Origin of the sequence: Leptolyngbya sp. FACHB-711 (assembly GCF_014695615.1) — a bacterium.
Classification (GTDB): Bacteria; Cyanobacteriota; Cyanobacteriia; order Elainellales; family Elainellaceae; genus Leptolyngbya_A.
In genome coordinates this window covers 1-8,005 of sequence record NZ_JACJOR010000089.1, presented here as the reverse complement: position 1 = coordinate 8,005, position 8,005 = coordinate 1, and the positions used below count along the sequence as shown (strand labels likewise).

General features: G+C 47.6%; 5 protein-coding genes. 1 reads left to right on the top strand and 4 read right to left on the bottom strand.

Annotated features, from left to right (window positions below; genetic code table 11):
* Nucleotides 1–1,675 (top strand): ATP-dependent nuclease (locus tag H6F80_RS02680; RefSeq protein WP_190790067.1); only part of this gene is annotated, 1,675 nt, incomplete at its 5' end.
* Between the two features lie 67 nt (nt 1,676–1,742).
* Here H6F80_RS02680 and H6F80_RS02675 read toward each other — a convergent pair.
* From H6F80_RS02675 to H6F80_RS02660, 4 genes are all read right to left on the bottom strand, one after another.
* Nucleotides 1,743–1,979, bottom strand: a complete 237-nt coding sequence (locus H6F80_RS02675) for a hypothetical protein (RefSeq protein WP_199296322.1) — start codon at nt 1,977–1,979, stop codon at nt 1,743–1,745.
* 131 nt (nt 1,980–2,110) lie between these two features.
* Nucleotides 2,111–3,103: a glycosyltransferase family 2 protein gene (locus H6F80_RS02670; protein WP_190790066.1), complete on the bottom strand. Its 993-nt coding sequence runs from the start codon at nt 3,101–3,103 to the stop codon at nt 2,111–2,113.
* A gap of 62 nt (nt 3,104–3,165) precedes the next feature.
* Nucleotides 3,166–4,140, bottom strand: coding sequence for an extracellular catalytic domain type 1 short-chain-length polyhydroxyalkanoate depolymerase (locus tag H6F80_RS02665; RefSeq protein ID WP_190790065.1), 975 nt, complete (start codon nt 4,138–4,140; stop codon nt 3,166–3,168).
* 186 nt (nt 4,141–4,326) lie between these two features.
* Nucleotides 4,327–7,995, bottom strand: coding sequence for a non-ribosomal peptide synthetase (locus H6F80_RS02660; protein ID WP_190790064.1), 3,669 nt, complete (start codon nt 7,993–7,995; stop codon nt 4,327–4,329).
* Nucleotides 7,996–8,005: the final 10 nt, after the last annotated feature.

The window sequence follows — 8,005 nt, the reverse complement described above, 5'->3', positions numbered from 1 at the left end:
AAGAGTTATGGCAAGAGATTATAATCTAGTTTTTACTATAACTGATAGGACTGGAACTGAGTACTCATTTGATGAGAGAAGTCAGGGGTTGCGATATTTTCTCAGTTACTACATTCAGTACAGATCGCATGAACCGCATCCTGAAAGACCTGAGATACTACTAATGGATGAGCCAGATGCTTATTTATCAAGTCAAGCTCAACAAGATTTGCTCAAGATATTTAGTTTGTTTGCAAGTCCTGAGTCAAGTTCGCATTTAACTAGACCAGTTCAGACCATATATGTAACTCATTCTCCTTTTCTTATTGATAAAAATTATGCAGAGCGTATACGAGTATTGCAAAAAGGGAGTGAAGATGAAGGTACACGGGTAGTCAAGGATGCTGCTAGAAATCACTATGAACCTTTGAGATCTTCAATAGGTGCTTACGTTGGTGAAACAGCTTTTATTGGAAATTGTAATTTAATGGTTGAGGGAATTGCTGATCAAATTCTTATTGCAGGGGCTACAACCTATCTTCGAGCCAACAACGCCCCTAATCTGGAAACTTTGGATCTTAATCAAATCACTATCGTTCCAGCAGGATCAGCTTCGCATATTCCATATTTGGTGTACTTAGCTCGCGGAAGGGATGTTGAGCAACCAGCAGTAATTGTACTGCTAGATAGTGACACTAGTGGAGAAACTGCTAAAAAGCAGTTGTTAGGTAAAGGAGGTCAACATAGACGACCTTTACTTAGAGAACATTTCATTCTTAAACTAGCCGATCTCAAGAAACAATTTCATATTGAAGATAACGTCACTGAAGAAATCGAGATAGAAGATATTATTCCTCTGTCGATTTGCATACAAGCATCTAAGCTTTACTTGCAAGAATTTCTTAAAGTAAGTGAAGTAGATTTTCTAGATGAGAAGTCAGTTCTAGAAACCATAGAAAATCGAACTACTCTCGATGCTATAGAGCTTGCTCTTTCCAAGCACTCAACTAACTCTTTAGAAATTAATAAAATAGGCTTCGCCAGAAATGTTGTTCAAGTTGTTAATGAATGGTCGTCTAAGCGTGATGAATTAAACGAGAAGAATCGTCTTTCGCTTCAGAGATTTGAACACAACTTTAGGATTCTATTTAAGCAATTAAATTCTATGCAGCGTCGTGCCCAACAACGGCTAACAGATGAGAAGCTATCGCAAAAGATCGAACGACTAAAGAAAAACTTTATAGCATTCCACTCTATTTCGGCAAGTCGTGAGGATGGAGTTGTCCTACTTGATGAGATCGAAGGCATACTGGAAACCAATTCAGAAAACCAATCAGTTCAGGAAATCGAGGCTATTAAAGCTGCAATCCAAAACTTGCACTGTGATTACAAGCTTGACGTTGAAATGAATAAAGCAATTGATGACTATACTGGATTCAAAAAGGGTTTAGAGAGAATTAAATACGCAGGACTTTTGGCAAGCCAGGAGGAAAATATTGAACCCTTTGAGGCAAACAATGAAACTCAAGCAACGCAAGCTTTAGAGAGCAATGCAAAAGAACATCTTTCTTCTTCGGCTGAATTATCTCAAACAAATAGCGAGCCAAGAGAATCCATTTCTGAGAAGCAGGATGCTGAAAATATTAGTGAATCTAAACAATCTAACTCACTAAAGAAACTTAATCAGCGCAAATAGTGTCTTGGCTTCCTGCTGTAGTGTGGATTAAACTGCAACAAATAGATTGTTGTGATGAGCGGCCATTCTATGAAGTGCATTCCTGATTAACGTACTCCTGAGCATCAATTTCTTGCCAGATTTCCTTACCTAATCCTTCTAGTTCCGTGATGCTGCGTTTCAGTTCTGTAACAATACGACGACGCACGATCGCAGTAATCTCTTCTAAAAGATGCAACTGATTATCGGGTGTGAGCGTTTCAATATAGCAGCGAATGCCTTGGTGAGTAGTTATATTCTTTGTTCTGCTTTTGCCGCCGATCATGCCATACTCGTTCAAAAAAACAAAACATCGTCCTTCACTTTACTAGTGGTTAGGAAGGACGGTGGTATGCTGTGACGACGATCGATTTTCTATTTCTCCCTCTTCTCCGGAACGGCTTGAAAAATCCTGAATTAATTGCTCCTAAACTTGAGAAATACGCTGTTCCGTAGGGAGTCTAGAAATAAGTAGGGCGGATCGGTATTGGGTTTGCGTTGAATGACTCGACGAACGCTCCACAGGCTGTAGCCGATCGACCAGGCTAAGTCCGCGATCGCCCCATAGAGCCAGCCATGATTTTTCACAAAGTATCGTCGGCGCGAATTAAAGACGTATTGGGGTAATCGCTTGGGAATTGTATCCTGAACAGTCACTCCGGTGCTTTGACCTGCGATGTGCATGACCCTGCTTTGGGGAACGTACCAGCACGGCCAACCTGCCCGTTTTGCCTGGAGACAGAAATCTGTTTCTTCGTAGTAGAGGAAATAGTCCTCATCCATCAAGCCGATCGACTCAAACACCTGCCGCCGAATCATCATGCTCGCACCGGGAAGCCAATCTACTTCTTCAGCCTCTTCGGTCATGGGTCGGGCGATGACCCACTTTGAGAGCAGCTTGGAGACAATGCCGAGGCGCAGTCCGCTATCCAGTTCACTCCAGATCGAAGGAAATCGAAACGTCGTCGCCCAGGGTTTTCCTTCCCGATCTTCAAAGCTGCTCCCCGTAATTCCCACGGTGGGATGCTGTTCCATAAAATCGACCAGTGCCTTCAAAGCACCCGGACGCACTTGAGTATCAGGGTTGAGCAGCAGGTAATAAAGGGGCGGATTGGGAGATTGCAGCGCGGGACGGATTGCCAGATTGTTGCCGTAGGAAAAGCCACCGTTGTGCTTGGAGGCAAGAACAGTTGCCCACGCTTGCCAGCCATGCTGATCAATTGCAGACTGAATCGCTTCGACCGAATAATCTCCGGAGTCATTGTCCACGACTACGACTTGAGTACCCGGCAGCGCTCGCACTTCGCTTTCGAGCGACTGCAAACAGTCAACCGTTAATCGGGCGGTGCGATAATTCACAATGACGATGAGTAAGGAGCAGGAAGCAGTGGAATGAACAAGGGTTTCCATAGTAATTTGGGGTTCAGTAGACACAATTAAAATCAATCGGTAGACCCATCTCGGCATTTACATCAGTTGTTGGTTGTTGATTGCTGTGGCTGAGATGAGGTTTGCACTTCGCTCGACTGCTGGCTGAGAAAACTCCAGATAAAAGCACTCTCGTTCATCTCCTGACCCGGCTTAACCAGATTGTCTCCACCAGAGATCGGATCATCGCCCCATCCGTGGGTGCCTCCCTCGATCGTGGAAAGCATGACGCGGGTTTGATTGGCACACTGATCATAGGTCTCAAGCTCTAGATGAGGATTTTGGGGCAGTGATTTCCGCACTGCTTCGGCAGAACAGCGATTATGTGCCTTCCAAAACTTCACTGTATCCGGCAAGGAGAGCAGTGCCTTTCCCGGCTCAACCGGGGGAATCAGATCGTCCTGAGTGCCGTTAATAAGCAGTACCGAAATGGGTTTTGTGGGGTTGCAGGTGGTTGATAGATTGGTTGGCATCGCGGATGCTACGGCGGCGATCGCCGTCACTCGATCGCTCAACTCACAGGCTAATCGCTGGGCAAACATTCCCCCGTTAGAAAGACCCACGATATAAATCCGGCTGCGATCGACGGTATATCGCTGGCTCAGCTCATCAATCAGGGCTGCAATAAAACCCACATCATTCGAGGTATCGGGACCACTTCCGCGCCGGGCGTCCCAGTGTTTTCGAGGTGGCAGAGCATCAGGATACGCCACAATGAACCCTTCTTGATCGGCAATCTGATTTAGTCCTGTGACTTGTTCCATTGCCTGACCATCCCCTGCAGCCCCGTGAAAGGCAAGCACAAGTGGGGTTGGCTTTTCCCCTGTGTAGGCAGATGAAACGTGCAAGTCATAAAGCCGTTTCGAGTCGCCCACCTGGAGAGCAGCGTCAGCATCTTTTCGGGGCTGAGAGGCCTGATAGTGCCACAGTGCTTTACGAGCAGCTCTAGCCGAAAGCAATAAACAGGCTCCAAGCACGACGGCAACGCTTAAATGCACCAATTTTCTTTTTTCTTTCATGGGATCAAGAGACGAATGTTTGTAAGTCAGCTTGAAAGTCAATCTATAAACGGGAATTGAGCTGCATTAGAGGAGGTTTGAACAGTGCGAATGGGGCAAGTGCGAATGGGGGGAGTGTGAATGAGACGAGTGTGAATGGGGTGACCTGAACTGCCTGCTCAGATTTGCTGCTTTGCCCCAGATTCTCTAAGATGCAAGGGAATATTCTATTTCTCCTTCTCCGATCGCATTCTCTGAAGCGTCTTCAGATTGCTCTTTTACAAGTTGATGAGACGGATGGGTGATCGCTGCATTAATGGCTGCATCAATATATGCCTGCATTGTTTCTGCCATAACCTGCACATTAGGCTGTTGCAGCATGCTGGAATGTCCGCCGGGAATATCATACGCCTTTACTCCATTTGTCACGCGCTGTTCCCAACCCAAGAGCGGATCGCTAAACAACTCGGAATAGGGCGTGTCATCGATCAACGTGCCTGCAAACGCATCGCTTTTTTGGGTCGCCCGGAAGAGCAAGACTTCGCCCTGATATTGCTTCTGGGGAATGTAATCTTTTCCAGCAAATTGAAACACGGTTCGTGGCGAAAGCGGCTGCAAACATTCGGGTAATTTCATGCCGCGATCGAGACAATGTCTGAGCAGTTTGACCTTCAGGGTATTGCTGGTTTGATTAATTCTAGATTCGACTTCGTAGGCAAGCACATTGCGGCTCTTCTTTGCCAGCGCAAGCATTCCCCGAAGCAGACGTTGCTTTCGATCCAGGTGTTGATGTTTGCCAAATGATTGAGACAAACTGTTGAGCCGCCGACTGGCAATAACCCCCGATCGCTTTGCTGCGGCGACATCGGCTGCATCGATTAGTCCCACCATGCCGATCGTTTGTCCCTGCTGCTGCAACTGCAACGCCATTTCAAACGCTAAAATTCCGCCAACGCATAAGCCACTGAGAAAATACGGACCCTCTGGCTGAATTGCTCGAATCTGCTTCACGTAGTAGGCTGCCATATCCGTAAAGCGGGTATGCAGAACCGAATGCCCTTTGCTGCTATAGGGCTGAATGCCATACACCGGATGCCCTGGTTTGAGGCAATGAGCCAGGTTGCGATAGAGCAGAATTTCTCCATCTCCATCATGAATAAAGAAGATGGGCGGCTCAGATCCACCTTCCCGCAGCAGCACCAGGGAGTTTTGAATTTCCAGCTCTTGGGTAGAACTCAACGAGGCTGCCAGTTGAGCGATCGTCGGAGCCGTCACAAAGGCACTTACGGGAAGCTTTTTACCCAGTTTGGCTTCAATTTGAGTCACCAAGGCAACCGCCAGCAGCGAATCTCCACCGAGTTCAAAGAAATTGTCTTGAACGCTGATGCGTTGAATTCCCAGCATTGCCTGCCACAAATCTGCAAGCTGTTGTTCTACCGCATTGCGCGGGGCAAGAAAGGGACGAGAACCTGCTAGATTTTCTGGTGAGGGCAAAGGTAACGCGCGGCGATCGACTTTCTGATTCGCATTCAGGGGCATCGCCTCAAGCACAATGTAGGCGGCAGGCAGCATATAGTCGGGCAGTTGGGTCGCCAGGAATTCCCGGATTTCGCCAATCACGGCAGTCTGAGGCTGCTCCCCGACTAAACCTGCATCTAGCACGATGTAGGCAACCAGGCTCTTTTCCCCACTGCCCAAATCATGAGCAGCAACCACGCCATCCTTGACACCGGGTAATCGACGCAGCATCGACTCAATATCGCCCAGTTCAATCCGAATTCCGCGCAGTTTGATTTGAAAATCTGCTCGACCCAGAAATTCCAGATTGCCATCGGCTCCAAAGCGTCCTAGATCGCCCGTTCGATAAAACTTGTGTCCATCGATCGCGACAAACTTCTCCTGAGTTAATTCTGCGCGATTTAAATAACCCTGCGTGACGCCTGCACCCCCGACATAAATTTCACCGGGAACGCCGATCGGCACTAAGTTCTGCTGAGCATCATAAAGACGAATCACAACATTGTTAAACGGTTTACCCACCCGACTTTTCGCGATCGTTTGGTCACGGGGTACAGGAAATGTGGCGCAGAGAGAACTCACTTCACTACAGCCATACAAAACGCCGACGCTGGCATTGGCAAAAACTTTTTTTAAGTCTTCTAGCAAATCAGCAGGAACAATATCGCCGCCTGTAAATACATGTTTTACTTTGTGAAATTTCTGGATGTCTAGTCCTTGTTCCTGGATGTAATTCACCAGTCTCCGCATTAAGCTCGGAACCGTATGCAGCATTGTTAATTGTTCCAGCGTTTCAGCGAGCCGGGGAAAATCTAAAATATGTTCCCGTTCTAAAACAACCAGCGTTCCGCCTGTAACGAGCGGCGAGAGCAGTTCAAACAAAGAAATACTAAACGTAAAACGGGCGATCGCAGGGATAACATCCTGCTGATTAAATCCAAGTTTTTCTTGAGTTGCCAGAATGTAGTTGATTAAATTCCGGTGACTTGCCATGACACCTTTGGGTTTTCCAGTCGTGCCAGAGGTGTAAATAATATACGCGGTCTGATCCAGGTCAACCCCGTTCTGAAGAGGGTGTGCCGGAAAAGCGCGAATTGTTTCCTCACTTTGGTCAAAACAAATCACATGAGCTGTCGATTCTGGCAGATGAGGCAACAGGCTGGATTGAGTCAGAATTACTTTCGCCTGCGTATCTTCGAGAATGACTGCAAGCCGTTCTGCCGGATGGGTCGGGTCGAGGGGAACATAAACTCCGCCCGCTTTGAAAATTCCCAGTAAAGCAGTGCCAATCTCTAAACAGGGCTGAATGAAAACCGCAACGCGATCGCCCGCCGCTACGCCTAAATGATTGAGATAATGGGCAAGCTGATTTGCACGTTCGTTCAGAGCGGCATAAGTAAGCGATTGATCCTGAAAACGCAGCGCGATCGCCTCAGGTGTCTCCTGTGCAAAAGACTCGATCGTCCGATACACGGGAACCTGCGGATAATCAGCCGTTGCACCACGCCATTCTACTAAGAGCTGATGCTGTTCGGCAGCGGTCAGCAAGGGAAGCTGTGAGATGGGGCAGGCGGGCGATTGTTGAATTCCAGTCAGGACGGTCTGAAAGTGACCGCACAGACGCTGCACGGTTTCCGGCAAAAACAAGTTTGCGTTATAGAGCCAAATGCCTGCTACACCCTGCTCTGATGGCACAACGACCAAGTGCAGATCTGCATTGTCATTGAATTCGTGACTGTGGTTCTGGAGCCAGGTTATGCCGTGGTCAGGCGTCTCAAACGGACAATCGCCGCTTAAAAAGGTAAGGGCAACCGGGCACTGCGATCGTGCTAAACCTGTCTGCCCTGCCGCAGCATTTTGTTCAAGGATTGCAGAACTCTGCTGCATCAGCGTCTGAGCCGATTGCTCGATCACGATTTGGCTGCAAGTTTGAGAGCTGGCGTTGATGTGAATCGCATCCGCATGGATATCAACCAAATTGACGCCCACCGCGATCGTTTCTTGCTGAGTGTAGCGAGCAAGCAGTACTTTGAACGCAGTCAGGATAAGCGGTTTTTCATCGATTGGCTCTGTTTGATTCTCGGTGACTAGCAATCGATTCCAATCCTCAGAGAAGACAAAGGAATGGTATCCCGGTTGATAACAAGTAGCCGGAGTTTTTGCAAAATCGCTGGGCAGTTGCAAAATTGATACTTCCTCATTGCTCAGTCCGTGGTCATGCGGGTGAGTGGATGAAGAGGCGATCGATGTGCCTTGAGCAGTTGCCGTCGGAGAGCAATTTTGTGCTTCCAAGCCCATTACAGTTTCTGAATCCGGTGCAGGCGTTGCCAATGTCTCGTCGAGGCGATTACTGCTCATAAATCCTTAT